This window comes from Mesorhizobium sp. P2_A12 (genome assembly GCF_056405075.1).
In genome coordinates, this window is sequence record NZ_JBFUCU010000033.1 from 1 (window position 1) to 23,580 (window position 23,580).

Below are 23,580 nucleotides of genomic sequence, written 5' to 3' on the forward strand. Positions count from 1 at the left end.
TTTCGAGCCGGTCGGCGCTGGCGACGGGCGGCTGCACGGCCAACTGCCGCCAGACGCCAAAGATGGTGCCGGCGGGGCCGGGGTCGGCCCCGGCCTGGCGCAGATACCAGGCGTCGCGCAGGGCAGCCGCGTCCTCGGCGCGGCCGGCGAGCCGCATGCTGGCGGCGGCGCAGTTGAGCGCCAGCCGCTGCCGCCAGGCCCCGGCCCAGCTGGCTTGCGTGCGGGCCAGTGTGTCCAGCGACGCCAGGGCGGCGCCGGCCCGGAAGGCGGCGTCGGTGTCGCTGAGGGTGCCAGCGCTTGCGAGCGCCCAGGCCGGGACAGCTGTCGGCGCTTTAGGGCTGGCGGTCGCGGGGTCGAGGCGAATCATCCTTTCGAGGGTAAAGCGCCCGTGCGCTTTACGCCATGATTTTCGCGCCAAAACGCACAGCCTGTCGACAACTTAAAACGAATGATAATGTTGCATTATCAGCCGTTTAACTCATCACGATATCCATGACTAAGTGAGCCGGCTAATCATGCAGCTCTCGACGGAGCACGCTTTCTGCTGCGCGGACGAAGATTCCGTGCCGCCATGTCACGAAACACTCGGCCCGCTCCTCTGCCGCCCGATGGTCCATGAAATCCCCTCCCCGCGCATTATCCCGGACACCTCCTTGCCGACGTGACGATCGAGCACCGGCCGCCATGGCACGAGCGTGAAGTCGCGCGACTTCTCGATGACGGCATATTTGCCGTTGGCAAGCTCGACCGATCGGCGCAGCGTGCCTTCTATCCGGCCCCCGGGCTTCGCTTCGGTATAGGAAAGACCAAGTTCGCCCGACATCTGACCGGCAACGCGGTTCAGCTCACGCTGGCGCAGGATGGAAATCATGTTGGCGCGATAAGCGATCCGGTCCTGCTCTTCACGGGCGAACCCTTGTGCAATCAGCCATTGGCGCCGGCGGGCTTGCACCTCCCGCACCTCGCGACCGAAGCCGGAGTTGCGCAAGGTCTCCGGCGTATCGGAAACCAGCTCATGGTCGATCCAGGTGGCGCCATCGAAACCGACCTGCTTTTCGAGTGGCATTGAGGAGAGCTTTTCGACCATGACAGGTTCAGCCCTAGCCCGCTGCCGCTCGTATTCCGATACGCGATGTAGATGATCCGGCGCGATGATCCAGGTGCCGTCCGGCTCGCGCTCCAGGCCCCCAGTGGCGCGCCGGACCGCCTCCAGCCGGCGGACATGCGTTTCGGCGAAGCGTTCGGTGGCGGACGGGTCATGCTTTAGATGAATATCGATGTTGTAGCGGCCGTCATCGGCGGCGGCGATCTCGGCGATGGTGCGGTCGACTTGCCTGGGCTCGGTGTTCCTCGGCAAGACACGGACGATGCAGCCGTCAGGCGTTGGTGCGGTGGCCTCGCCTTTGCCGATGTCGATGTAGTGGCTTCTGCCGTCCAGGCCATCAACGATGAGGTAATGCCGGTCGTTGATTTCGTCGCCCAACCCGCGCGCGACAACGCGGCCAACGACCGGCTGGGCCGGCTCCCCGGATCGATCGTGAATCACACAGTCAGCAGCACTGCGAGCGAGCCCCTTGCCTGTCAGCTCGCGATGCATTGTCTTGATGATGTCGCCGCTTTCGCCGATGCGGCGCAGCGTCGCTTCAAGCTCATCAGCCAGGCGCCAGCGGCCCGAATCGATCTCTCCGGCGAGCCCCATGCGCTCGAGCTTGCACAAGCGTCCCTGGTGCAACGTCTGGCGAAACGCGTCGCGGACGTCCGGTACAACAAGCCCATCGCCGTCGCGCATCCTGAGAAGCCGCCGGTCGATGCTGGTGAAGCGTTCCTGATCCATTTCCTGGCGCAAGCGCTGCTCGATCTCGCGGTCGGTGCGCGGACCGAGATCTAGGCCGACCAGCTCGGCCGCCCGCTCGCGGATTCCACTCGAGATATACTCCCTAGCGATGACGAGATTCTCGCCGCGGTCGTCCTTGCCGCGAACGATGATGTGGCTGTGCGGATGACCGGTGTTGAAATGGTCGACGGCAACCCAGTCGAGCCTGGTGCCGAGATCCTCCTCCATCTGCGCCATGAGCCGCCGCGTCAGCGGCTTGAGGTCGTCATACTCAATGCCGTCTTCCGGTGCGACGATAAAGCGGAATTGATGCCGGTCGCTATCCGCGCGATCGACGAAGGCCTTACTGTCGATGCGATCACTGCCGGGGCCATAGAGTTTGCCGGGTTCGCCTTCCCTGGTGACGCCATCGCGCTGGATGTAGCGCAGATGCGCACGCGCTCCGTCCGCACCCTTGCCGGCCAGCTTCACAATCCGCGCCTTGACCATCACCCGCCGCTGCCGGAAGGCGGCATACCGGTCGCGTGACTTGAGCAGCGCGGCCGCCGCCCCGCCGCGGCCTGTCCGGCTCCCCGTGAAGCGACCGCCGCGCTGGAGGCGGCCGCCGGCTCGGTTGATCGCTGCCTTGACCTGGCCGGCATAGCGCTTGCCTGCTTTCGAGCCGCGCGAGCCGATCTTGCCGAGCTTCGGCCTGAACTCATCATCCTGCATTACCAGCCTCCGGGCAAATTCAAGCGAAACCTGAGTCTCGCTGGCCCACCCTCCTGGCGCCGCCGGCAGCCTCCGGCAAAACGATGTGCAGACAAAGGCTTCGCCGCCTCATGGAGGCGGTGCCTTTATCTTGCCTTACGCGCCCCTCGCCTTAAGCGTCCCTGGCCCCTCCCGGATGCCCTCAACATCGCTAGCCATTGTGCTTCTTTTTCCGCGCGCGATCCCTGCCGAGCGGCACGAAAAGGCCGCCATTCGTTTCACCGGCGCGAACACCGTCGCGAAGGAAGAACAAAGAGCGTCCGGAGGGAGCGTTCCGCCCCTTTGAAGTTGTGGATTGGCCTTTGAATTCGTTCATGTCGGCCGCCGAAATCCCCGTCGCCTCAAGCTGTTTCAGATAGGCAACGGTCTCTTTCGGCAAGGGCCTTCGAAGCTTCAAATGGCCTTCATAGCGCTCGGGTCCAGCGTTGTAGGCGGCAAACAGGCCGGGGAATCCGAAACGCTTATACATGGCGCTGAGATAGGCGGTTCCGGCCAAGATGTTGTCGCGCGGATCGTGCGGGTCGGCTCCCAGTCCGTGCTCGACGCGCATCTCCTGATAGGTGCCGGGCATCACCTGCATGAGGCCCATGGCGCCGGCGCGGGAGGTGATGGGACGGCCATCGAGGACGGTCTTGCCGCGGCTTTCGGCATCGATGACGGCGCAAATCCAGGCCTGGGGAATGTGGAAGCGTGCGCTTGCTTCCGATACGAAGTGCTGCCATCGTTGCAGCTGCGGACTTTGGGAGATGACGGCCGGCTCAGCGCCGGTCGAGGCGGAACAGGCGCATGGCGCGACGGCGATCATGCCGAGCATCAGGAGGGTCATTCGGTCCATAGCGGCACCAGCCTCCCGATGATGTTTTCGGCCGGCACCGGCCCGAAATAGCGACTGTCGAAGGAGTGATTTTTCTCGTTGCCGAGCAGGAAAACCTCGTCATGGGCGAGCGCTCGGCAGCCGTTCCACCAGGGCAGCGGACGGCCTTGCGTGTCGATTTTGAGCCGACGGGCGACGATCTCGCCGCCGATGATGATGGCATTACTAAAGGCGCAGACATGCTCGTCCGGCAGCGCGGCGAGACGCTTCACCAGCGGTATATTGCGAGGCAGATAGCCGCGTTGGTCGGCGAGATAGGCAACGAAGCCAGGCGGGCGGGCGAGCACAAGATCGCCGCGCGCAGGCGTGCCAGACCCAACGCGATAGAGACCGACCGGCGCGCTAGCCGAGGCGTTCCAGACCAGCAAGGGAGACGGCTTTGGGAGCGCCGTGAAGCCTGTCAGGCTCAGGCCAATCGCGGCGATGGCGATTGCCTTGCGCGCCCGAACGCGCCGCAAACGGCTGCCGATCAGATGGATGGAAGGCCGCTGGCTCATGAGCGGGCTCCCTCGTCGGATGAGCCGGACCCGCCCTTGTCATCGTCGGAGCCGGGTTCTGGCGGGCGGCCTTTCGACCAGTCGTCGAGTTCGTCGATGTGGTAGCGGACATAGCGGCCGTGCTTGCGGTATTTCGGGCCGCCCCCGGTCAGCCGCATCTTTTCCAGGGTGCGCTGGGACAGGCCGATATAGAAGGCCGCCTGCGCGGTGTTCAGAAACGGACTGCCCTTCTTGGCGCGGGCCGCGCGGTCGTTTTCGTCGTCCATGATGGTCCTCGTTTCGCTTCGGACAAGCGACCGCGAGGATCGGTGGGCGAGGTCGTCTTGGGGACGGGCGAAGAGTCGGGTGGGAGTTTTCGCCGCCCCTTCGGGCGAGCGTCGGCGGGAACCCCCGCGCCGAGTTGCGGCGCGAGGGCTTGAGCCGGCCGGTCAGTCGGCCGGGTTCCAGATGACGGCGTAGGTGTCTTGATCGTCTTGGCCGGCGGCGCGGCCGAGATTGGCGTAGAGCTTGCGCGGACCGAACTCCGGTGCGGCGATGGACAAGCTCACATAGTCGTTGCCGGAAGTCTCCCCGGTTCGGATCCAGCCGGCCCCGACCTCCACGCCCTGCGTCAGCACCCGGAAGTCGGGATGGTTGTCGGCGGACTTGCTCCGATTGGGCACGATGTCGATGTCGGCGCGGACGCTGAGCGTCCTGAGCTGGCCTTTGTAGCTGCCGTTTTCCTGCTTGTTGACGTAACCGATCGCGGTCATTTTCCTGTCTCCTTCTGCTGTCGCCGGGGACCATTCCCCTGCGATGGCGGACCGTGATGGGCGCGTCCGGACCGCCCGAACCCGGCAGGGCCGCAGCGGCAGCGAAGGACCCGAGCGAGCAGCTTTTTTGAAGCGAAGCGGCGCGAGGAAGCCGCCTCATGCGGCGGGGAAAAAAGCTGGTGGCGAGGGTTTCGGGCGGGCTGGAACCGCCCATAGGTCAATGAGCCAGCCGCAGGGGAATGTCCTCAAGACGTGTGGGGACAGGTCGCGTGATCGGGTGAGCACAACAAGCGAAGCGTGCGGCGGGTTCCGCACGCTCAACACCGTGCCGGATCGATAAATGTGCCCGTGCACCGGGAGCCCCAGCAGGCATCTCGGCGTGGTAATCGAGCACTGACAAGGGCGAGCTTTGGCGGCCGGATGTTGTTGCCGGAAGCGGGGTCCAAGGGGGCGGAACGTGCAGCCAACGCGCCCCGGAGAGGCGCCAACCCGCGGCTATCGACGAGCCGCCTCGGCATGGCGGACTCATTCGAGGGTAACAGCGACCGGGCCTTGGCCCATTGATCGGCGGTCGGAAGCCGCCGCGTTTCGTGTGTTTTCGGTTGGGAATTTGGTCGAAATCCGCGCCAGCGAAACCGATCGTCTCGGCGTGATCGAGGAATTCAACCACATTGATACCGATGGCCTTCGCGAGGTCCGCCTGGCTGAGACCAGACGCTTTCCTTTGATCGACGCGGACATACCCGGGTGATCGGCCAGCCGCCATCCGCCAAGGTTAGGTCGTTCCTAGCGGCGCGGCGGGCACGGCTGAGCCCGCGTCCGAAGTCGACGAGGAAAGGGTATTGCTCCCCCGATTTCCGAAGAAGGCCACTGGTCGCAATTGCCCCTGTGGGCCGTGGCGATCTTTTGGTCGCGCTTGCGACATTCTTGTCAGCCTTCGGGACACAACAATGTTTTCGGATAGGCGCGCACGAGGGAGCAAATCAAGGAATCTAAATCATGCAAACGCCGTGACGCCCAGCCGGACTCGATCCTCACGGCGTGGAGACCGACGCGCCGTGCTGAAGAGCTCGAAGGTGTCAAAGGCCTTCCTCGACAGGGGGGAGCAGCAACAGCGCGACCGTAGGCGCGACGGCCGCGTCTTCGCAGATCGCAGCCTGCGCACGCAATTACACGCTAGAGACAAAGCCTTACGCGGTCGATGCAGTGCCCGCCGGCGTGCGGCAATGCATCGGCTCGGCCCGTCCGGAACGGTTTTCGCCTTCCCTAGCCGGTGCGGAAGTTCTGACTACTCCGACAGTACAGCACCTTTGCTCGGTCCGGGTGACCACGCGATTGTGCGGCGCGCGCGGTCTCGGTCAAGGCACGGCACCCCTGCTCAAGCCGACAGGGCTTCGGCAAAAGATAGTCCGATTCGGTGCCCCCAAGTGAAATGGCATAGCGCTTGCTGTTATCCGTTAGAGCCCACCAAAGCACGTAGAAAGCTATGAACAGAACCATGGCAAAAACGCGAAGTTCCATACAAGCGCCCAAGGAGACCGTGCACATTGGCGCCGAACGTCCCCTCCAGACGTCCCTCCTCCGGTATCTGATTTGCTATGGCTGGTTCGAGACTGACGGAGCCGTGGCGCTCGCCCAATTGTCGCTTACCCGCCTCCGCCAGGAGGATGCCTTTTTTGGAACACGGCATCGACCAAGTGCGGCCTCTCGGGCCCAGGACTGTCGTCGACGCGATCAACGTGCATCAGGCGACGGTAAGCCGGGTGACGTCGAACACATACATGCAGACCCCGCGCGAAGTGTTCGAACTGAAGTATTTTTTCACCGTCGCGAGCGCGTCCTCCCAAGGTGGCGACGCGCGGTCCCCCCCGAAGCTGTCCGCCATCGGATCAAGGCGATCGCCGACGAATCGCAATGCTTTCCGACGACGACATCGTCGTCCGGCCCAAGGAAAGGACCATCGATTTGCGCGCCGCACCGTCACAAAATATCGCGAAGGGATGAACATCCCCTCGTCCGTGCAATGCCGCAGGGAATGGCGCTTCTGGCGTTAATGCGGGTCAACGCAGCCACCCGAGTTTGCAGCACATCCAAACTGGAGACCCTGTTGATGACCGAATCCGCTACGGGCTTCATGGACGGAGTTCTGCATGACCCAGAACAGCCAGATCAACGGTCTGGTCCCGCATGGGGTGCAGTCATTTCGCTTGCCTTAGGCACCTTCGGGCTTGTGACGGCAGAGTTTCTGCCTGCCAGCGTGCTGACGCCGCTCGCGCATGATCTCTCTATCACCGAGGGTGCAGTTGGACAGGCGCTGACAACGACCGCCATCGTGGGGGCGATCTCGGCGCCGACGATGGCCGTCATCACAAGGCCCCTGGACCGCAGGATCGTCATATGGGCGATGACGCTGCTGCTGATCCTGTCGAACGTTCTATCGGCCGTCGCGGGGTCGCTGCCGGTTCTCCTGGCCGCCCGCGTCGTGCTCGGCATAGCACTCGGAGGGTTCTGGTCGATTTCGGCAGCGCTGGCGATGCGGCTCGTTCCAAGTCACCTCCTGCGGCGCGCCATGTCGATCATCCTCACCGGCGTTACCTGCGCTACCGTTTGCTCGGCTCCAATCGGCGCCTATGTCGGCGATATCTGGGGATGGCGAACCGCCTTCATGATCGCTGCGGTCGTCGGCGCCGTTACGCTGGTAGTGCAACTCATAACCATTCCGAGGCTGCCTCCGATTGGAGTGGCCAGCTTCCGCAGTCTGCTGGATGTGGCCAAGAATCCGATGATCAAAGTCGCGATGTTGGTCGTCCTGCTGGTCGCTTCCGGGCACTTCGCCGGCTTCACCTATATCCGCGCCTTCCTTGAGAAGTTTCCCGCGCTTGATATCGAGACGATCTCGCTCGTGTTGCTCGCCTTTGGCATCGGCGGCTTCTTCGGCAATTTGGCCGGCGGAATCCTGGCCGAGCACAGCCTCAAGGCAGCCGCGGCCCTGCCGCCCCTGCTCATAGCGATGGCCACTGTCTCGCTGCTGACGCTGGGAGCATCGGCTTGGGCCACGGCGATTGCGGTTACCGTATGGGGCTTTGCCTTCGGCGCTGTGCCGGTGGGACTGCAGACATGGATGGTGCTGCACGCCGCTCCCGAGCAGGCCGAAAGCGCCGGTGGGCTGATGGCCGCAACGTTCCAGGTGGCCATCGCAGCGGGCGCGATTTTCGGCGGACTGCTGATGGACAATGCCGGCGTCGCCAGTTCCCTTGCCTACAGCGCCGTTGCCTCGTTCCTCGCCGCCCTGACAGTGTTCTTGCTCGGCCCGAAGCGCGAAGCTCAGACCACCTGACAGAGAGGCCATCAGTGCAGCGCGGGAAAGATGCAATCATCAGCCGCGCGGTGCGATCCTACGCACGATTTTTGGCGGTTGCCGGCCTCATCTCCGGGTGATCGGACGCTGTTGTCCGGTCGATTTCGACCGGCGGGGGCGTTTCGAATGATGGTGCCGACGAGAGAACCTAAGAGTGCCGGACCGAACCGGACCGCCTCGCCGTCGACCGCTCTGGCATGGCGACAATGTCGCTGCAGTGTGGGTATAACCACCTGAATTCTGAAAGATCCTCCAACAGGCGAGAACACGCTACGTGGCCACAAAGGCCGCTGCTAACGGTCAGAACGTGCGGTCTATGCGGCTTTGTCTGCGGCGAGCATCGGGCGGATCGCGCGCCTGATCTCTTACATGAAGCTCGGGGCCGAACATGCCCCGCAGCTTCTGATACGGCCCGAAATAGAGGATCGTTCGGCGATATCGTAGTTGTATTCACCAACTGTGATCCAGCCGCGATTGAACGTCGACAGCCCCGCGCGGCGGCTTTCCAGCGGCGGAATCTCAAGCGCCGCCTGCCCTTGGTAAGGCGGCTTACCGGAAGTCGGCAGGACGACGAGACGAGTTATCTCACGCTCAGGATCTCGGCAATTCGGTGCGGCGCATGGCGAAAACCTTCAGCCTCGCATAGCTTGCGGTAAAGTACTTCTTCCACTTCATGTTTTTGGTGTTGCCGGCTGTCAGGGTGGGAAACACGTGGCACGCCGTCATGCAAAATCATCGAATTTGAGTCAGACCCAATTTTGCACGCCGGTTCGCACCCGTATGAGGCGCTGAGTAAATCGAGACTAAGACCAGGAGTGCCCGCGACTTCACATGCGGGATGCCTCCTGCAACATTATCTGCCGCATCCAGATGCTTGCCGGATCACTGTTGTGAAGGGTGGGCCATTGGACGGCCTCGGTGAACGTGGGTAGTGGCCGCGGAAGTTCGATGATCCGCAGGGGGAAGGTTTTTTTGAAATGCTGAACCAGCCGGAAGGGCATGGTCGCTATACGAGCTGTGCCTGAGACCATCGGCGGGATCATGCTAAAGGCCTGCACGACGATCTCGACACGTCTCTTGAGACCATGCTCAAGCAAAAACTGTTCCTCGATGGATGGCATCCGGGCACCGCCGACCCTGAACGCAATGTGCTTCAACGACACGTATCTCTCGAATGTAAGCTGCCGTGGCAACTGCTTGTTCGTGGGGCAGCCCACGCACACGAATGTCTCGTCGAACAGCGCCGCTCTTGGATGGGCGCTCGACATGAAAAATTCCGGAAGAATCACAAAATCGACGTCACCGCGCCGGAGAAGCTCATCGGGGTCGTGGTCGAGGGGCCGCAATTCGAAGCTGACGGCGGGTGCTTCGCGTGCAACCCGCTCCACGACCTTTTCAAAAAACACGAGTGTGGCGAAATCGGAAAGAATGATCCTGAAGCGGCGATCGGATTGAGCCGGATTAAACGGGTCCCAAGAAATAATCGAGCATTGGATGTGCAAGAGTGCGCCACGAACTGCGGGGGCGAGTGTTTCCGCACGCGGGGTTAGAACACGTTCGCGGCCGCTCATCGTAAACAGTTCATCGTTGAAATAGTCGCGCAGCCGGGCGACGGCCGCGCTCATGGCCGGCTGACTAAGGTTGATGCTGCTTGCCGCGGCCGTGAGGTTGCGCGCGGTTAGCAGTGCGTCGAGCACGACGAGAAGGTTCAGATCAAGGCCTTTGAAACGCATGCCTCATCTGTCCGTAACGTGGTTGTTTGTCATCGTGACCATTATGGGCGCTCGTTTACGGTCCCACTCAGAGGTGTTGTGTCCCGACCTGCCGCCCGCGCGCGTGGAGGACGTGCTCGTCGTAGTTATGGGGATAGCGCGGCCGATGAGCGAATGGCCGACCGGTACAACAGTCGATCGGATAGGTCCGGAGCTATGAAACATGTTGATTACAGATGCGAATTTTTCACGTGGCTAATTGATTACAGATTGAGATTTGAGCAGACTTGGGCGTGGCGGCGCTCCGACAACGATCCGCGACACATATCCGAGGTCGCGCGCAATCCTGCGAATTGCCATCGCTATGACGACAATCGCCACTCCAAGCACAGTTGCGAAGGCGATTCTGGTCGTGAGATTCCAGACTTCTCCAAACTGTATCAAATCCATGAGGCGAAACACGGCGCCCTGGACCAGGTAAAGCAGCAGCGTGCTCTGACCAAGCTGCACCGCGACAAAGCGAGCTACTCTAGTCGAATAGACAAGTCTCCAGCATTGAAACATAGACTCCATTGCTACCGCAGAAGCCGCTAAAGAGCCAGCGAACATCAGCAAAACTTGTTTAGCTGACTGTTCATCATGAATTAAAACGAGATTGTTGTAGGCGTAAGTCTCCCTGCCCCACCCGAGGAAGCATATGGAAGTCGCCATCGAAAGTAAGACAACAAAAATCGATTTGTAACGCCAGATGACGCTGTTCTGCCATCCGATCGGCTGGGCAAACAGGAACCCTAAACAATAAAATGGGTAAGTGTATTTTAACAACGGGGTTATCGATAACGTGATGGGTGCGAATGCGACCGCAATTGCAGATGCGCTTATGATCCACATCGATAGACGGTTGAACGTTGTAAGAACTCTAATCAGAATGAACGAAATAAATGCGGCCCATATGAACCAGTAAGTTCCAATAACTTCCGTCGACAAATCTAACAGAGTATCAGTCAAACTCTTCGTAGGAAAAATAACTGCGGACTTTAACGTCCAAATCAACGTACACCAAAATAGCATTGGCAGTAGTAGCTGCATTGCCCGCTCACCGACACCCTGGGTGAACGATTTTCGCAAAATTGCCCCAGAAGAAAGGTATCCGCTTATCGCCATAAATAGAGGCATATGAAACATGTAGATCGACTTGAAATACGGCGACAGCCAGAAAGCGTCGGCGCCCTGGTAGATTAAATATTGTAGCAGGTGCCCAATTATCACCAAAGTAATGAGTATACCTTTGGCGAAATCAAAGCTTAGGTCTCGGTTGTTTGTCCCTGCTGGGCACGAGCCGCGTCCCTTCGCTCCGGCTCTTATGTGATCAAGCATCAGACTCCAGCCTATCTGTTGCAGTTGCTACTTGCCGTTTCTGGGCACGGCGAGCGCGGTGCAAAGGATCGAAAATCACGCGGATCGCGGCGTGGTATGGAGGGCCGATTGGCTGCAACCGAGCAGACAAAATCCCAGTGCCTGATCGCAAACCTCGAGCGCATTGGCGGTCGCGATCATGTGTGGCGATGCGAACGCCCGGCACTATGGTCGTCTGGCCGTCTCTGCAGAACCTCTCAAGATGGTTTCGCAGCGGGTGCCGAACCATGCCAAAAGCGAATGGAATGCCACGCTGCTGCAGCACCGGGCGCATGACGCGGATAGAATGGCTCATTCCGAGTCTCTCAAGATCCGGGTGCATCCTGTACGATCCGAGTTCGCCTACCAAGAAATCAACCTCGCCAACCGTGAAGAAATGGCGCAGCAGGTCCTAGGTGAGCTGCTACGCCGTGCACATCAGAGCCGATTGCGCGAACCTTCGGCCCTGCACCGGCCCAGCTACTACCGCCTGAAAGCCCCTGTCGCCCATGGCCTTTTGGAAGAAGGCGGAGAGTTCGACATGACCGGCTACTTGCAAGTCATTTCCCAGCACACGCTGCAGAAGCAGTGGCGTGGTCGGGCGCATGCCAAGTGCGGTCATCTATGCAGCGCCCTGGAAGTTTGGTAAAATCGATTGTTTAGATCGCGAGCATCCACGCTATGGATATGTGAAAGCCATGCGCTTCAAAGGCCTTGATCTGAATCTTCTCGTCGTGCTCGACGCACTGCTGACCGAGCGGACCCTCACGGCGGCGGCAAGCAGCATCAACCTTAGTCAGCCGGCCATGAGCGCGGCCGTCGCCCGGCTGCGCGACTATTTCAACGATGAACTGTTTACGACGAGCGGCCGCGAACGTGTTCTAACCCCGCGTGCGGAAACACTCGCCCCCGCAGTTCGCAGCGCACTCTTGCAAATCCAGTGCTCGATTATCTCTTGGGATCCGTTTAATCCGGCTCAATCCGATCGCCGTTTCAGGATCATTCTTTCCGATTTCGCCACACTCGTGTTTTTTGAAAAGGTCGTGGAGCGTGTTGCACGCGAAGCACCCGCCGTCAGCTTCGAATTGCTGCCTATCGACGACGACCCCGATGAGCTTCTCCGGCGCGGTGATGTCGATTTTCTGATTTTTCCAGAATTGTTCATGTCAAGTGCCCATCCAAGAGCGGCGCTGTTCGACGACACGCTCGTGTGCGTGGGCTGCTCCACGAACAAGCAGCTGCCACGGCAGCTTACATTCGAGAGATACATGTCGATGAGGCACGTTGCGGTCAAGTTCGGGCGGACGCTGAAGCCCTCCATCGAGGAACAGTTTTTTCTTGAGCATGGTCTCAAGAGACGTGTCGAGATCGTCGTGCAGGCCTTTAGCATGATCCCGCCGATGGTCTCAGGCACAGCTCGTATAGCGACCATGCCCTTCCGGCTGGTTCAGCATTTCAAAAAAACCTTCCCCCTGCGGATCATTGACCTTCCGCTGCCGCTTCCCGCATTCACCGAGGCCGTTCAATGGCCCGCCCTTCACAACAGTGATCCGGCAAGCATCTGGCTGCGAGAGATATTGCTACAGGAGGCGTCTCGAATGACTTCTCCGGGGGACGCCAAAAGGCGCCCCAGGCAGCCCTAATTTACTCCCGAGTCTCACGCCGGCACTCGCGTCAATAGCCCGTGTCGGAAGAGAGCGATGCTCGCGGCAAGTGCGCCTGCGAGGTCGTCCAGCGGGTGGGCTGCGTCGACAAACGGTGCGAATGAGAAGGGCCCCCCATAGCCGCCATCAAGCAGCGCCCGGATCTGGCTGCCATTGTCGGAACCGACTAGGACGCGATCCGGGTAAATCCAGTGGATCGGATCGTTCACGCTTGAAATGTGGACGAGACCGGTCAGCTCGGAGGAGAAGAACGCCTCCCCGGCAAGCGTGTGGTGGAACGTGTCGTGCACGAGGCGGAAGACGGATTGGCCATCAATGGCGGCAATGGCCTTAGCCGCTTCGTTCTTCGATCGAAGCGAGCAGGTCCGGAAGCCCAGCGGCTCGATGAGACCGATCAGACCGCGCGACTGGAGGATCGGCTTGAGCGCCTTCAAGGCGACGCGGAGATCGCCCCGGCGCTCGACATTGGCGGGCCAGGAGCCGCCGTTGACCGGCACCAGCATGAGCGTCGTGGCTCCGCAGGCCGCTGCATAATCGGCGAGCTTGCTCGCCTCGGCCCTGCGGGCGGGGGTCCACTCATTGAAGCGCTGGAGGGCATTGACGGAAATAATCCCAACGCCTGTGTCGGCGGCCGCAGACCGGACGTCCGCCGCCGGCTCGCCGCGTGCCATAGCATTGCTGCCCGGTTGGCCGCGGATCTGGACATCGGTTAGGCCCTGGTCGCGGGCAAAAGCGAAAAGTGCCCTGACGTCAAGTCCGGGCGTCGCCATATAATCGAGTGCAAAGCGGGGCGATGCTTGGCGCATGGCTTGGCTTTCCTTCCATGAAACGGGCGTCATTCTCGGCTGACTGGCTTCTACCGTGCGTTGATTCGCGAGGGCCGAAATGATGGGCATGAGCGAGGCGAGGCAGTCGTACTCACGTTTCTCTCACGCTATGTTTTTCTCTCATTTATGAGCCGACGTTCACCCAAACGGCGGTGCCGCGCCTCCTGAGACATGGCGGTGCAATGACCGAACTGGCTCGCAGCCATCCAACTGCTTCCGCAAGGTACCCGCCAACCCTGAAAGATGCCCAACCGATCAGATTCAAAGTCAGGCAGCAGGGTGTTTCGCCAGAGCGAGGCCGACGCCCAGCGCGATCATCGCGCCACCTGACGCCTCCCTCAGGCGGCGGATCAACCCGGGACGCGCTGCCGCGCCGTCTTGAATGCCGCTGGCCACGACGGCAACCACGATGTCGGCGAGCGTGTTGAGCGCAATGGACAGGGAGCCAAGCACCACGAATTGCAGAGCCACGAGCCCAGCGCTCGGATTCACGAACTGCGGAATGAGGGCGAGGAAGAAGATTGCCGTCTTCGGGTTGAGCGCCTCGACCAATACCCCTTCACGAAACGCCCGCCGGGGTCCGACTGGACCCACTAAGGCGCCGTCATCGCCGCCAGTCGCTCCCTTGAGGCGGGCGGCTTGAAAGGTGCGAAAGCCGAGCCAGACGAGGTAGACCGCGCCGAACAGCTTTAATGCGGAGAACAGTTCCGAGCTCTCGAGCACGATCGCGGAAACACCTAGGCTTGCGGCGAGGACGTGGATCATGCCCCCCAACCCCGTGCCGAAGCTGGAAGCGATACCTTCCCGACGACCACCGGCGAGCGTGCGCGCGGCAACGTAGAAGATGCCCGGACCGGGGGTGATGGCGAGCACGCAGGCCGCGGCGAGGTACAGGGCGAATGGGGTCAGTTCTGGCATGATGGTCGATTCCGACGAAGATTATTTTGGGATGAGAGCGGCGACGTCGCGGTCAGATGCCCGCTCGCTCGCCGCAAGGCCCGCCGCCACGCCAGCGCGGTCGGCCGCGTTCCGGTTCTGGCTCATTTTGCGCTTGCCCTCCAGCCTCGTGATTGGCATGCGCAGGCCGACGATTCCCCGGAGTTGCGCCTGTACAAAATCCGGCGGCGCGTCCGACACGGCCCAAGGCGAGGCGCGCTCGCCCTCGTGGTGGTCGGTCAGCCGATTCACGACGTCCAGCAGTCTTCCCGCATCCTCGAAGAACTCGACCGGGCCATAGGCGTGGACGGCGACGTAATTCCAGGTCGGGACGACCTTCCCGGTTTCCCGCTTGGTCGCATACCATGCCGGCGTCACGTAAGCGTCCGGCCCCATGAAGATGGCCAAGCCGTCGCCCAGCGGCGGAACACGGCACTGGGGATTGGCCTTCGCCAGGTGCCCGTAGATCACGCCGTGCTCGCCCTCGCTCTCGTCAAGGAAGAGGGGCAGTGGCGTTGCGAGCGGCCCTTCCGCCGTGACGGTAACGAAGTTCGCCAGCAGCGCCGCGCGAATGGTCGCGCGCAGGCATTCCTTGTCGTCGTCGCGGAAAGCGGGAGGGATGTACATCGCGAAACTCCTTGCGTTATCAGGTCAGATACTGGCAAGCTGGCATATTGGAAACAGCCAGTCAGAAGCTTTTGAGGCGGTCCAGTTGGGGAAAGTTGGCATCACGCGCCGCATCGGAGCACCGAAATCCCCCGGTGCCGGTCACGGTATGCAAATTGCTTGCCAAACCTTTTGGACGCAGCCAGCGATCCCGCTTGGTCGCGCTATGTGAGCCTGCGGCAAGCCCAATGAAATCGATCCAACGCAAAGTGAACCACATTCAAACAATCGTCGAAAAGTGAACCTACCGGCGATGCTAGGCATGCCGAGAGCGTGCGCGGGTTTTCACTGTAGCAGGTGACAGCACTACCCTTAGCCAACGGGTCGGAGCCGACCAGTTTGTCCGATGTCGACGAAGTGCTTGTTCGCAGGGCGCAAAACGGCCTGTAAGCCTTCATAAGCGAGACCACACAGGTACTGGCTGGGAAAGCAGGTCCGTGGGATCTCGCATTTCAGTGATGTTCTGGAAGCGAGCGAATTTCATATCCCCTGGCATCTAATGCAGGAATCAGATTGGACAGCGCCATAACGGTCTGGTTGCGCAGACTGGCTTGAGTGCTCCGTGTCGACTCGTCGGGAGGGCATCCGTCGTGCAAGAGCACGATTGCGCCGGGGCGTACCGAGGCGAGCACTGCATCGACGATCGCGTCGGTGCCGGGGCGCGACCAGTCTCTTGGGTCGATCGACCAATGAAGGGCCGCCAGCCCCGCGATCTCTGAGGCAGTGAACACTTCTTCGCTCCAGGCGCCGTATGGCGCGCGAATGTAGCGGATCGAGGCCTGCGGGCATGCCAGCATGATGGCCTGGTTCGCCTCAGATACCTCACGTTGCACTTCGCCCAAGCCGCATTTGGACAGGTCCGGATGAGACATCGTGTGGTTGCCTACCTCATGCCCTTCTGCGATCATTCGCTGGATGAGATCCGGATGCTCTGCAGCGTAAGCACCAATGACGAAGAATGTCGCTGGCACCCGATTTTGCGCCAGCACATCGAGTATCTGTGGTGTGAAACATGGATTGGGACCGTCGTCAAACGTCAGATAAACGCTTCGACGCCCGGTGCCGTCAGCGCATTCACTCTGCACCTCCCATCTGTCATCGAGACGTCTCATAGCTGCGAACCCTTGCGGTCAATTGTTGTACCGGTCGGCCATTCGCAATCGGCATAACCCCGATCCTTGAAGTAGGGGCCGACGCTATCGGGGGGAGCTTGTCGCGAAGAGCCGACGCGATGCAGCTTGCGCCGATCACCGATGTACCTGGTCGAAAAGGGGATCGGCTCGCTTGATGTTCGGCGCAGACCAGGAGGGACACACCAGAAAATGCTCCTCGGAGCCAACGCATGCATCGACTATCTCCTTAGGGCTGCATCCTTGAATTCTTCCTATGGGACGTTCTGTACAATCGGCAAAATCGATTGTTTCGATGACAAGCATCCACGTTGCGGATAGATGAGACAAAGGCCTGGATCGCGCGCAACCTCACGGCGGCAGCAGCATCAACCTTAGTCAGCCGGCCATGAGCGCGGCCGTCGCCCGGCCGCTCGACCATTTCAACGATGAACTGTTTATGATGAGCGGCCGCGAATGCGTTCTAACCAGCGTGCGGAACCGTCAGCGTCTCAGAGTCGAGCGACGACGTCGCGCAGCATCTCGACGCCTTTTTCGATCTGCCGGATGCTCAGGGCGGAATAGCCCATGACAAGCCCGACGCGGTCGGCCTCGCCTGCTCCCGACTGCCGATGATAAAGCGGCGAAATCGGGTGCAGACCCAGACCCGCGTATTGGGCAGCTTCGACCAACGCCGTTTCACGCGATCGCGGCAGGTCGTTGAACCATATGACGACGTGCAGTCCAGCCTCTGCCCCCTGGACGGCGATCCGACCTTGAAAACTCCGCTTCAGGGCGGTCAGCAATGCCTCCCGGCGCTCGCCGTTGATGCGGCGCACGCGGCGCACATGGCTTTCATAGCCACCGCTCTCGATCAGAGAGGCCAATGACTCCTGCCCCGCCATCGGAGAATGCCGGTCGGCAAGCTGCTTGGCGGTTTCGAAAACCTGCAGGAATTCCGCCGGGACGACGAGATAACCGATCCGCAGCATCGGCGAGAGCGTCTTGGAGATGGTGCCGAGGTAGATGACGGCCCCATGATCCTCGAGGCTATGCAGCGGGGGAACGGGGCTGATATCGTAGCGATATTCGCTGTCGTAGTCGTCCTCGATGACATAGGCGCCCTGCTCCCGCGCCCATTCCAGAAGCTGATGCCGCCGCGGGATCGGCATGACGCCGCCGAGCGGAAACTGATGCGAGGGCGTCACATAGGCCAGCCGGGCCGCGACCCCCGCCAGTTGCTCCGTTTGCATGCCGTGATCGTCAACCTCGACGGGAACGGGCGTGGCACCTGTACTGGCAAAGACCTGGCGCGCCATCCTGTAGCAGGGGTCCTCGATGACGAAGCTGTCCCCGGGGTCGAGCAGCAGGCGCGCGCAGAGATCGAGGCCCTGCTGCGAACCATTGACGATGACGATCTGCTCGGGGTCGCAGCGCACAGTACGGGCGCGCCAGAGATAGCCCTGAAGCGCTTGGCGGAGCCGGCTCGAACCGCACGGATCGTCATAGGCGAGCCGTGCCGGCCGCTGCGCCATCGCCGCGTTCATCGCGCGCTTCCAAACCGATGCGGGGAAATCTGAGGGCGCCAGGACGCCATAGCGGAAATCAACCTTCAGCGTGTTCGGCAGGTAATCCGGCCAGCGCGGAGTACCACGCAGCCGTTCGCCATAGCTTGACAAGTGAACCGGGCCGAACCGTTTTGGGGGATTGGCGGTCAGCTCATGTCCCAGCACTGAGGATGCGACACGAGGGCGCGCGCCTTGACGGATGTCGATGAAACCTTCCGCGGCCAGCTGCTCGTAGGCGACGGTGACGGTCGTTCGCGAGACTCCAAGTTCCTCGGCGAGACCACGGGAGGACGGCAGCTGGCTGCCGGTGCCGTAAACGCCTCTGAGGATCTGCTCGCGAAGCGCTTCGTAGATCTGGCGCGCGCCCATGCCATGCGAGCGGGTTGAAGCACCGGGACCTGGAGACTGGACCATTTCTTTTCCTGCCAACTGGACATTCCATATCAACCAGTTTGCAGCCACTCCTTCCGAAAGCCAAGAGCACGTCTGAAGCCGATGCCCGAGACCGCAATCCAAGACCGGAAAGTGGCACATCTGCGAACGATGCCAAATTCGGCTTCGCTACCCGCGCGATCCATCACCGGCTACGATCCGGCTGGTTTTCCCAATGCCGTTCAACCACGCGCCTTCCTGAACTCGACCGACGATTGAAAGTGTCGCGGCGAATGAGGCCGCAGCCTTGGCGGCGCAATCCTCGGCGACGCGGAACCCCTCCACACGCTGTACGAAACGGCCTTGCGCTACATCACCGGCGCGGCGCTCCCGACCATGTCGGCCTTCCTGGTTCTGCGCGGGCTGAAAAGGACTCTCACGCTTCGCCTGGAATGGCACAGCACCACGGCGCTTGCGATCGCGCAGGTGCGCGACGGGCATTCGGCCGTGGGCTGGGTGAGCTCCCCTTCCTCGACTCGCATCCCGATCAGGCGATGCCCGAAAGCAGATGTCGGGCATCGCCAACGCTAACCGCGCGGGTGGCCTTGACCAACAGATCTCGAGTCCTAAAGAAAGCGCCGGCGAAATCCGCAATGGCGTCATAATTGGAGGGCGAAGGGTCAAGCCGCGCTAAAACATGATCGTCGCCCCACCAACGCATTTGGCCAAAAAGCATCTCAACGACGAATATGCCGGCTTGGCGCGCCGTAGGGCCGCCGCCTTGTCCCGCGMGCGGCGCAGCCCGCTCGCACGTCCCGTCCGCTATGCGTAACACCAGGCTGATGCCGGAGACCATAGCCAGTCACCGAACCCGGTACGCCGTCGAGAAACGACAAGTTGGTGCTGTCTTGAGCCACCGGCAAGCAAATCCTGATCCTCGACTGCCATAAGCCTTAGATGGGCTGAACAGGCATGCTCGCAGCAGCCCTTGCCTCAGCCGATGGATTGGGCACAGACATATGAAGATGCTTGGACAGACCGGTGTTTCGGCAACTGCTATCTGTCGTCCAGCGATTGGCATCAGTTTTGATGGACGCGAGCAGCTTGCGAGGGATGCATCCGAACGCGGCGCTGCTCCCACAACCGTCGCAGTTCTCCTGTGAGAGCCTCGCGCTGGGCCTGATCCAGTGTAATTGTATCGAGGAGATCCGCGAGCACGGCTTCGCCTTCGATCCGCGTCAGCAGATCGAACAAGTCATGTGAAATACGCACACCGTCACGGCTGGAGTGATCCGTTCGGATTTCGCAGACGGTCTCCTGGCGATCCAGCGCCGTGTGAGCGCGGACCTTATACAGGGATACATAAGGCGGCAATGAAACCGCTAGCGCAGTCCAATCCTCCAGCGTTGTGGCCCGTTTTTTGACCAGGAACGGCCCGACCACAAGTCCATCCAACCCTGTCGTCAGGAACGTGGCAATCGAGTCTGCAACTGAATCCACGATCGGCTCGGCATTGTTGTTAAAGGACGTGTTGAGCAGAATTGGGATGCCAGTGCGCTGCTTGAAGGCATTGATGACGTCCCAGTAGGCCGGACTGGCCTTGCGCGATACTGTTTGCAGCCGAGCCGTACCGTCGACGTGCGTGATGGCGCCGAGCAACCCACGCTTGGAATCGCGCACACGGACCACGAAATTCATGAAGGGAAATTCGCACGCACTGCCTGGGAGGTCGAAAAATTCGCGCGCATCCTCCTCCAGCACTGATGGGGCGAACGGGCGATACCCTTCCCGCTTCTTGACCATAGCGTTGATCCGGTCCTTGTTTGTGGCGGGCCTGGGGTCGGCAAGAATGCTGCGATTTCCGAGCGCGCGCGGCCCGAACTCCGAACGACCTTGCACCCAGCCGATCACGGCGCCACCGGCCATCCACTCGGCTGCCCTATCCGCCACCGCCTCAGTGCGTTCAAACTCCAGGTGCCCCGCCCATGCCTTTAGTTCCTCCTCGACAGCGTGATCGCTCGCGAGATCCGGCCCCCAATAAACTTCCTGCAATCGCGCACGCGGCGCGGGGCGGCCCAGCTCACCAGACACGATGAGTGCAGCGCCTAATGCGCAGCCAGCGTCATGCGATGCGGGCTGCACGAAGATGTCTTCGAAAAGTCCTGAATAGAGCAGCTTGCCGTTCACGGAGCAATTGTGCGCAACGCCGCCGGCCAGGCACAGCCGCGTCATCCCGGTGGCCTCACGATGATGCCGAAGAATGTGAAACACGATGCGTTCGAGCGCTTCCTGTAACGACGCACTCACGTCTTTATGCTGCTGGGTGAATGGCATTCCCTTTTGCCGGACCTGAATGCTGCGAAGCAAAGTCGGACCGATGCGGTCCAGGTGGACGCGATACTCGCCGTTTGCAGACAGTTCATAGAACTGCTCGAAAAGCTCGCGATAGGGAGCGGGATCGCCGTAGGGGGCAAGCCCCATTACCTTATATTCATCGAACAAGCCGTAGCCGAGATACCGGATCACCTCGAGATAAAATAGCCCAAGGGAATTGTTCTCTGGGAAAGTCGCGAGTTGCGAAATTTCAGCACCAGATCCTACCGCCACAAGACCCGACTGGAAATCGCCAGAGCCATCAATCGCGAAAATCAGACTTTGCTCGAAGCCCGACATTGCAAAAGCACTCACGGCGTGCGCCTGATGATGACTTACGAATGAGATACGCGAAGGGTCGAGCTCGCTACCGAACTCCTGCGCCAACAGCTGCTGCACCAAAAATTTGGCATCCAACGGAATGGAGGCGTCCGGCTCGGAAGCAAGCATGTTTTCGAGCATGGCGTTGCAATAGGCTTCGGTAGCGTAGTACGCCACATGATCGATTTCGCTGAGCTGAACCCCAGCGGCTGAAAGACAGTATTGAACCGAACTGATTGGGAGCTTGTTGGAGTGTTTGATCCGATTGAGGCGCTCCTCTTCTACGGCCGCGATGACCTGTCCGTCTCGGACGAGCACCGCAGCGCCATCGTGCATGAATGTATTCGCAATCTGGAATCGGTTTTCATAGACTTTGTCTAATCCGCCGCTCAATCCTAGACACAGCATCTCGCTCTCCGTTTATCGTACAGGAAGACTGAATTGGCCTGTCTCAAGGCCGTTTGATCAAAAACACAGGCTGCGTTGTCGTTCGCCGCCGCGAACGCCAGTCAGACATCACCAACCTCAAAGAAATTCTCTTACGCCTGGATCAACATGAGATCCTGTGATCGAGGTCCCGGGCGTTCCATAACGTTGAGAGATTTTGAGTGGATGCCACGGAGACCCTGGGTTGGATGCCGATTTGCGTTGGCGATGTCGTTTTTATTTGCAGCACGAAGTCCGTAGCGCATTGTTTATCTCCCTCACTTTCGTCAGCGCATTAGTCGGCGGCGCAACAGCGCCATCGAGAGGAAGAATGGCAACAGCGCGTACAGGCCGAGCACACCGACGTGCAGGGCGATGCCGCTGATCGGGCGATCAAGCATAACCGGACGAATGAGGTCGATCGCATGTGACAGCGGCATGCATCGCGCTATCTGCTGAAAGGCGCCAGGCAGCTGGTCCAATGGGAAAACGGCGCCCGACAGGAACAGCATAGGTGTGAGGACAAGCGTCTGGTAAAACACGAAGTAATCGTAGCTGGGCGAAAGTGCGGTGACGATCATCGCGAGGCTCGCAAATACGCACCCTGTCAGAGCAATGATTGGCAGCGCATAGAGTACGGACGGCCAGGCGGCATAGCCCAAGGTTGCGGTGACGATGGTAATAGCCGTACCGGCCATGAAGGCCTTGGTGGCTGCCCACGCCAGTTCACCCAGAACGATGTCGCCGAGGGTAACGTGCGTATACAGCATGGCTTCCCATGTGCGTTGAGAATGCATGCGAGCGAAAGCCGCGTACAATGTTTCCAGGGTAGATGCGGTCATCGCACTTACCGCGACCATGCCGGCCGCCAAAAAGGCGATATACGACGCACCGTCGACGCGGCCGACCATTATGCCGAGGCCGGTGCCTAGGCCGAAAAGGTAGATCATAGGATCGGCAAGGTTACCGAGAAGCGACACGAGTGCGACTTTCTTCCATGCCAGATAGTTGCGGCGCCATACCGCAACCCAGTTCCACGCATTGGCCGGCAGCGCCGCCGCAAAACCTTCAATCATCGTTCACTCCTCCATCTCGCGCCCGGTCAGCCGCAAGAAAACATCCTCGAGATTGGCTGGACGCAGAAGAAGACGCAGACCTGCTCGCCCCTGCAGTTGCGTGCGCACCTGGTCAGGGTCTGGCGCATAGCAATAAAGGGTTTCGCCGCTGACCTCGATGCGCTGGGAATGTGGCTTGACCAGCGACAGCAACTCGTGCGGATCGCCGCCATAAATCTCCATGACCTGGCATCCGATATGCTCGTCGATCAGCGCCTGCGGGCCGCCTTCGGCGATGTTGCGGCCCTTTTCGAGCACGCACAGCCGATCGCATAATCGCTCAGCCTCTTCCATGAAATGCGTCGTCAGGATAATCGTCTTGCCGCGTGCCAACAGGGCGCGCAGCCGCTCCCAGATCAGGTGGCGCGCGTGCGGATCGAGGCCGGTGGTCGGCTCGTCCATCACAATGAGCTGGGGGTCGTTGATCAACGCCCGCGCCATTGTCAGGCATCGCTTCATGCCGCCGGACAGTTCCGAGACGCGCGCATCCGCCTTGCGCTCGAGGCGAGCGAACTCGAGAAGCGACGGGATGACCGCTTCGCTCTGACGTGTGCTCATGCCGAAGTAGCGTCCGAACACCAGCAGGTTCTCGCGTACGGTGAATTCCTGGTCAAGATTGTCGAATTGCGGGACCACGCCAATGCCCCTGCGTGCCAGCCGAGCGCGCGCCGGCACCGGGACGCCGAGCACCGTGATCGTGCCCGTGTCAGGGCATGTCATGCCGAGGAGCATACGCGCAATCGTGCTTTTGCCCGCCCCGTTTGGTCCGAGGAGGCCGAAACACTCTCCCGACGCAACGGAGAACGACAGTTCGTCGACAACGATCTTGTTCCCATACGACTTGGTTACGCCGGCAAAATCGACTGCCACGGTCGACAGAGAGTCAGGCACGGAGCTTTTCGCGCTTGTTTGCCCGTGAGACTCCCGTTCGATCGCAGGAGTCTCGAATCGCCGCAAATCCTCTGGGCCCAACTTACGCTTCAACACTTGATGTTTCTGGTCCTGGCTCAAAACTCTTCCACCTGAGATCA

24 protein-coding genes and 2 pseudogenes are annotated in these 23,580 nt (G+C 60.8%); 7 read left to right on the top strand and 19 right to left on the bottom strand.

Going from position 1 to position 23,580, the window contains the following annotated elements; genetic code table 11:
- The 6 genes from AC1DZU_RS33300 to AC1DZU_RS33325 form a co-directional block, all read right to left on the bottom strand.
- Positions 1-367 (bottom strand): DUF1403 family protein (locus AC1DZU_RS33300; RefSeq protein WP_477291421.1); only part of this gene is annotated, 367 nt, incomplete at its 3' end.
- A gap of 207 nt (positions 368-574) precedes the next feature.
- Positions 575-2,545 carry a relaxase/mobilization nuclease RlxS gene (gene rlxS / locus AC1DZU_RS33305; RefSeq protein WP_477291423.1) on the bottom strand — a complete coding sequence of 657 codons (1,971 nt, stop codon included), beginning with the start codon at positions 2,543-2,545 and terminating at the stop codon, positions 575-577.
- 190 nt (positions 2,546-2,735) lie between these two features.
- The gene (locus AC1DZU_RS33310; protein ID WP_096453864.1) at positions 2,736-3,419 is read right to left on the bottom strand and encodes a lytic transglycosylase domain-containing protein; all 684 of its coding nucleotides are present in this window, start codon (positions 3,417-3,419) and stop codon (positions 2,736-2,738) included.
- The gene (locus AC1DZU_RS33315) at positions 3,407-3,955 is read right to left on the bottom strand and encodes a S26 family signal peptidase (RefSeq protein ID WP_006328934.1); all 549 of its coding nucleotides are present in this window, start codon (positions 3,953-3,955) and stop codon (positions 3,407-3,409) included. Before AC1DZU_RS33315 ends, AC1DZU_RS33310 begins: the two co-directional genes overlap by 13 nt.
- Entirely contained in the window at positions 3,952-4,221 is a 270-nt protein-coding gene (locus tag AC1DZU_RS33320) for a helix-turn-helix transcriptional regulator (RefSeq protein WP_477291426.1), read from the bottom strand. The genes AC1DZU_RS33315 and AC1DZU_RS33320 overlap by 4 nt, the downstream gene beginning before the upstream one ends.
- A gap of 162 nt (positions 4,222-4,383) precedes the next feature.
- The gene (locus AC1DZU_RS33325) at positions 4,384-4,707 is read right to left on the bottom strand and encodes a DUF736 domain-containing protein (RefSeq protein WP_006328923.1); all 324 of its coding nucleotides are present in this window, start codon (positions 4,705-4,707) and stop codon (positions 4,384-4,386) included.
- Positions 4,708-5,317: 610 nt separating this feature from the next.
- Between AC1DZU_RS33325 and AC1DZU_RS33330 the strand changes: the two genes are divergently transcribed.
- The 3 genes from AC1DZU_RS33330 to AC1DZU_RS33340 all read left to right on the top strand — a co-directional run bounded on the left by AC1DZU_RS33330 (position 5,318) and on the right by AC1DZU_RS33340 (position 8,044).
- A complete protein-coding gene (locus AC1DZU_RS33330; RefSeq protein ID WP_477291428.1) occupies positions 5,318-5,458 on the top strand; it encodes a hypothetical protein in 141 nt (46 codons plus the stop codon).
- A gap of 925 nt (positions 5,459-6,383) precedes the next feature.
- A complete protein-coding gene (locus tag AC1DZU_RS33335; protein ID WP_477291430.1) occupies positions 6,384-6,761 on the top strand; it encodes an RNA polymerase factor sigma-54 in 378 nt (125 codons plus the stop codon).
- Between the two features lie 56 nt (positions 6,762-6,817).
- Positions 6,818-8,044 (top strand): MFS transporter, encoded by a 1,227-nt coding sequence (locus AC1DZU_RS33340; protein WP_477291457.1) that lies wholly within the window; start codon positions 6,818-6,820, stop codon positions 8,042-8,044.
- Positions 8,045-8,661: 617 nt separating this feature from the next.
- Here AC1DZU_RS33340 and AC1DZU_RS33345 read toward each other — a convergent pair.
- Together AC1DZU_RS33345 and AC1DZU_RS33350 are read right to left on the bottom strand one after the other, a co-directional pair.
- A pseudogene (locus AC1DZU_RS33345) lies at positions 8,662-8,773 on the bottom strand (nitrogen fixation protein NifQ); the annotation flags it as partial.
- A gap of 119 nt (positions 8,774-8,892) precedes the next feature.
- On the bottom strand, positions 8,893-9,798 hold the full coding sequence (locus AC1DZU_RS33350; protein WP_477291432.1) for a LysR family transcriptional regulator: 906 nt from the start codon (positions 9,796-9,798) through the stop codon (positions 8,893-8,895).
- Positions 9,799-9,841: 43 nt separating this feature from the next.
- Between AC1DZU_RS33350 and AC1DZU_RS33355 the strand changes: the two genes are divergently transcribed.
- Complete coding sequence (locus tag AC1DZU_RS33355) at positions 9,842-9,997, top strand: GNAT family protein (protein WP_272481108.1); 156 nt, start codon at positions 9,842-9,844, stop codon at positions 9,995-9,997.
- Between the two features lie 35 nt (positions 9,998-10,032).
- Here AC1DZU_RS33355 and nolL read toward each other — a convergent pair whose 3' ends face one another.
- A complete protein-coding gene (gene nolL, locus AC1DZU_RS33360) occupies positions 10,033-11,154 on the bottom strand; it encodes a nodulation factor fucose acetyltransferase NolL (RefSeq protein ID WP_477291434.1) in 1,122 nt (373 codons plus the stop codon).
- Complete coding sequence (locus AC1DZU_RS33365; protein ID WP_477291436.1) at positions 11,147-11,542, bottom strand: GNAT family protein; 396 nt, start codon at positions 11,540-11,542, stop codon at positions 11,147-11,149. The genes nolL and AC1DZU_RS33365 overlap by 8 nt, the downstream gene beginning before the upstream one ends.
- A gap of 328 nt (positions 11,543-11,870) precedes the next feature.
- Between AC1DZU_RS33365 and AC1DZU_RS33370 the strand changes: the two genes are divergently transcribed.
- Entirely contained in the window at positions 11,871-12,815 is a 945-nt protein-coding gene (locus tag AC1DZU_RS33370; protein WP_477291459.1) for a LysR family transcriptional regulator, read from the top strand.
- 14 nt (positions 12,816-12,829) lie between these two features.
- Here AC1DZU_RS33370 and AC1DZU_RS33375 read toward each other — a convergent pair whose 3' ends face one another.
- The 4 genes from AC1DZU_RS33375 to nodB all read right to left on the bottom strand — a co-directional run bounded on the left by AC1DZU_RS33375 (position 12,830) and on the right by nodB (position 16,377).
- Positions 12,830-13,675 (bottom strand): TIM barrel protein, encoded by an 846-nt coding sequence (locus AC1DZU_RS33375; RefSeq protein WP_477291461.1) that lies wholly within the window; start codon positions 13,673-13,675, stop codon positions 12,830-12,832.
- A 255-nt stretch (positions 13,676-13,930) separates the two neighbouring features.
- Complete coding sequence (locus AC1DZU_RS33380) at positions 13,931-14,581, bottom strand: LysE family translocator (RefSeq protein ID WP_477291438.1); 651 nt, start codon at positions 14,579-14,581, stop codon at positions 13,931-13,933.
- A 21-nt stretch (positions 14,582-14,602) separates the two neighbouring features.
- The gene (locus tag AC1DZU_RS33385; protein ID WP_006328898.1) at positions 14,603-15,226 is read right to left on the bottom strand and encodes an FMN-binding negative transcriptional regulator; all 624 of its coding nucleotides are present in this window, start codon (positions 15,224-15,226) and stop codon (positions 14,603-14,605) included.
- Positions 15,227-15,717: 491 nt separating this feature from the next.
- The gene (gene nodB / locus AC1DZU_RS33390; RefSeq protein WP_136617894.1) at positions 15,718-16,377 is read right to left on the bottom strand and encodes a chitooligosaccharide deacetylase NodB; all 660 of its coding nucleotides are present in this window, start codon (positions 16,375-16,377) and stop codon (positions 15,718-15,720) included.
- A gap of 385 nt (positions 16,378-16,762) precedes the next feature.
- Here nodB and AC1DZU_RS33395 point away from each other — a divergent pair.
- Positions 16,763-16,867: pseudogene (locus AC1DZU_RS33395) on the top strand (LysR family transcriptional regulator); the annotation flags it as partial.
- Positions 16,868-16,886: 19 nt separating this feature from the next.
- Here the strand turns inward: AC1DZU_RS33395 and pdxR are convergent.
- Entirely contained in the window at positions 16,887-18,356 is a 1,470-nt protein-coding gene (gene pdxR / locus AC1DZU_RS33400) for a MocR-like pyridoxine biosynthesis transcription factor PdxR (protein WP_136617912.1), read from the bottom strand.
- Positions 18,357-18,677: 321 nt separating this feature from the next.
- Between pdxR and AC1DZU_RS33405 the strand changes: the two genes are divergently transcribed.
- Positions 18,678-18,905 (top strand): PLP-dependent transferase, encoded by a 228-nt coding sequence (locus tag AC1DZU_RS33405; RefSeq protein WP_246094015.1) that lies wholly within the window; start codon positions 18,678-18,680, stop codon positions 18,903-18,905.
- A gap of 231 nt (positions 18,906-19,136) precedes the next feature.
- Here AC1DZU_RS33405 and AC1DZU_RS33410 read toward each other — a convergent pair whose 3' ends face one another.
- The 4 genes from AC1DZU_RS33410 to nodI form a co-directional block, all read right to left on the bottom strand.
- Positions 19,137-19,262: a nodulation protein NodZ gene (locus AC1DZU_RS33410; protein WP_477291442.1), complete on the bottom strand. Its 126-nt coding sequence runs from the start codon at positions 19,260-19,262 to the stop codon at positions 19,137-19,139.
- Positions 19,263-19,394: 132 nt separating this feature from the next.
- Positions 19,395-21,416 carry a carbamoyltransferase family protein gene (locus AC1DZU_RS33415; protein ID WP_477291444.1) on the bottom strand — a complete coding sequence of 674 codons (2,022 nt, stop codon included), beginning with the start codon at positions 21,414-21,416 and terminating at the stop codon, positions 19,395-19,397.
- Between the two features lie 305 nt (positions 21,417-21,721).
- Positions 21,722-22,510 (bottom strand): ABC transporter permease, encoded by a 789-nt coding sequence (locus AC1DZU_RS33420; RefSeq protein ID WP_477291446.1) that lies wholly within the window; start codon positions 22,508-22,510, stop codon positions 21,722-21,724.
- Between the two features lie 3 nt (positions 22,511-22,513).
- Positions 22,514-23,536 (bottom strand): nodulation factor ABC transporter ATP-binding protein NodI, encoded by a 1,023-nt coding sequence (gene nodI, locus AC1DZU_RS33425; RefSeq protein WP_477291464.1) that lies wholly within the window; start codon positions 23,534-23,536, stop codon positions 22,514-22,516.
- Between the last annotated feature and the right edge of the window lie 44 nt (positions 23,537-23,580).